Source organism: Streptomyces sp. NPDC055078, assembly GCF_053607985.1.
The window spans coordinates 1-1,401 of the sequence record NZ_JBSGUP010001104.1 but is presented as its reverse complement, the minus strand read 5'-3'; the positions used below and the strand labels follow the sequence as shown (position 1 = coordinate 1,401).

The following is a 1,401-nucleotide window of genomic DNA, read 5'->3' as shown; positions in this document are numbered from 1 at the left end:
CCCACTCCCGGCGGACCGGCCCGCACGCGCTCCCGGCGGACCGCCCCCGCCGCGCGCCGGACCGGACCGTGGCCCGCCACCGGGCCTGACGTAGGCTGGACCGGCCCGCAGACGCTCCGCGAGCGCTCTGGAAGACCACCGAGAGGTGACACCCGGTGACCGAGAAGGCCGACCTTCAGTCCGTGCTTGACCGCGCTGCCGCAGGGGGCCGGATCACCCCGGAGGAGGCCCTCGACCTCTACCGCTCGGCCCCCCTCCACGCGCTGGGTCAGGCGGCCGACGCCGTACGCCGCCGCCGGTACGCCGGTACGGAGCACATCGCGACGTACATCATCGAGCGCAACATCAACTACACCAATGTGTGCGTCACGGCCTGCAAGTTCTGCGCCTTCTACGCCGCGCCGAAGGACACCGAGAAGGGCTGGAGCCGCGATCTCGACGACATCCTCCGCCGCTGCGCCGAGACCGTCGAACTGGGCGGCACCCAGATCATGTTCCAGGGCGGCCACCACCCGGACTACGGCGTCGAGTACTACGAGGAGCACTTCGCGGCCATCAAGTCCGCCTACCCGCAACTCGTGATCCACTCCCTCGGCGCGTCCGAGGTCGAGCACATGGCCAAGATCTCCGGCGTCTCCGCCCAGGAGGCCATCGAGCGCATCCACACGGCCGGCCTGGACTCCTTCGCGGGCGCGGGCGCCGAACTGCTGCCCGCCCGGCCGCGCACGGCGATCGCCCCGCTCAAGGAGTCCGGCGAACGCTGGCTGGAGATCATGGAGACCGCCCACGGCCTGGGCGTCGAGTCGACCTCCACCATGCTGATGGGCACCGGCGAGACCAACGCCGAGCGGATCGAGCATCTGCGGATGATCCGTGACGTCCAGGACCGGACCGGCGGCTTCCGCGCCTTCATCCCGTACACGTACCAGCCGGAGAACAACCGGCTCAAGGGCCAGACCCAGGCGACGCTCTTCGAGTATGTGCGGATGATCGCGGTCGCCCGGCTCTTCTTCGACAACGTCGCCCATATCCAGGGCTCGTGGCTGACGACGGGCAAGGAGGTCGGCCAGCTCTCGCTGCACTACGGCGCGGACGACCTCGGCTCGATCATGCTGGAGGAGAACGTCGTCTCGTCGGCGGGTGCCAGGCACCGCTCCAACCGGCAGGAGATCATCGATCTGATCCGTAAGTCCGGCCGTGTACCGGCGCAGCGGACGACGACGTACGAGCACATCGTCGTACACGACGACCCGGCGGACGACCCCGTCGACGACCGCGTCGTCTCGCACATCTCGTCCACGGCGATCGCGGGCGGCACGGCCCACCCGGAGCTGAAGCTCCTGAACGCCAACTGAGCCCGGCTTGCTCACGATCCACACCGCCGGCGCGGTGTACGTGCCC

At 69.7% G+C, this 1,401-nt stretch carries 1 protein-coding gene; it reads left to right on the top strand.

Annotated features, from left to right (window positions below):
• Positions 1–155: 155 nt before the first annotated feature.
• Entirely contained in the window at positions 156–1,355 is a 1,200-nt protein-coding gene (mqnC, locus tag ACWF94_RS40490) for a cyclic dehypoxanthinyl futalosine synthase (RefSeq protein ID WP_453500294.1), read from the top strand.
• The last annotated feature ends 46 nt before the right edge of the window (positions 1,356–1,401 follow it).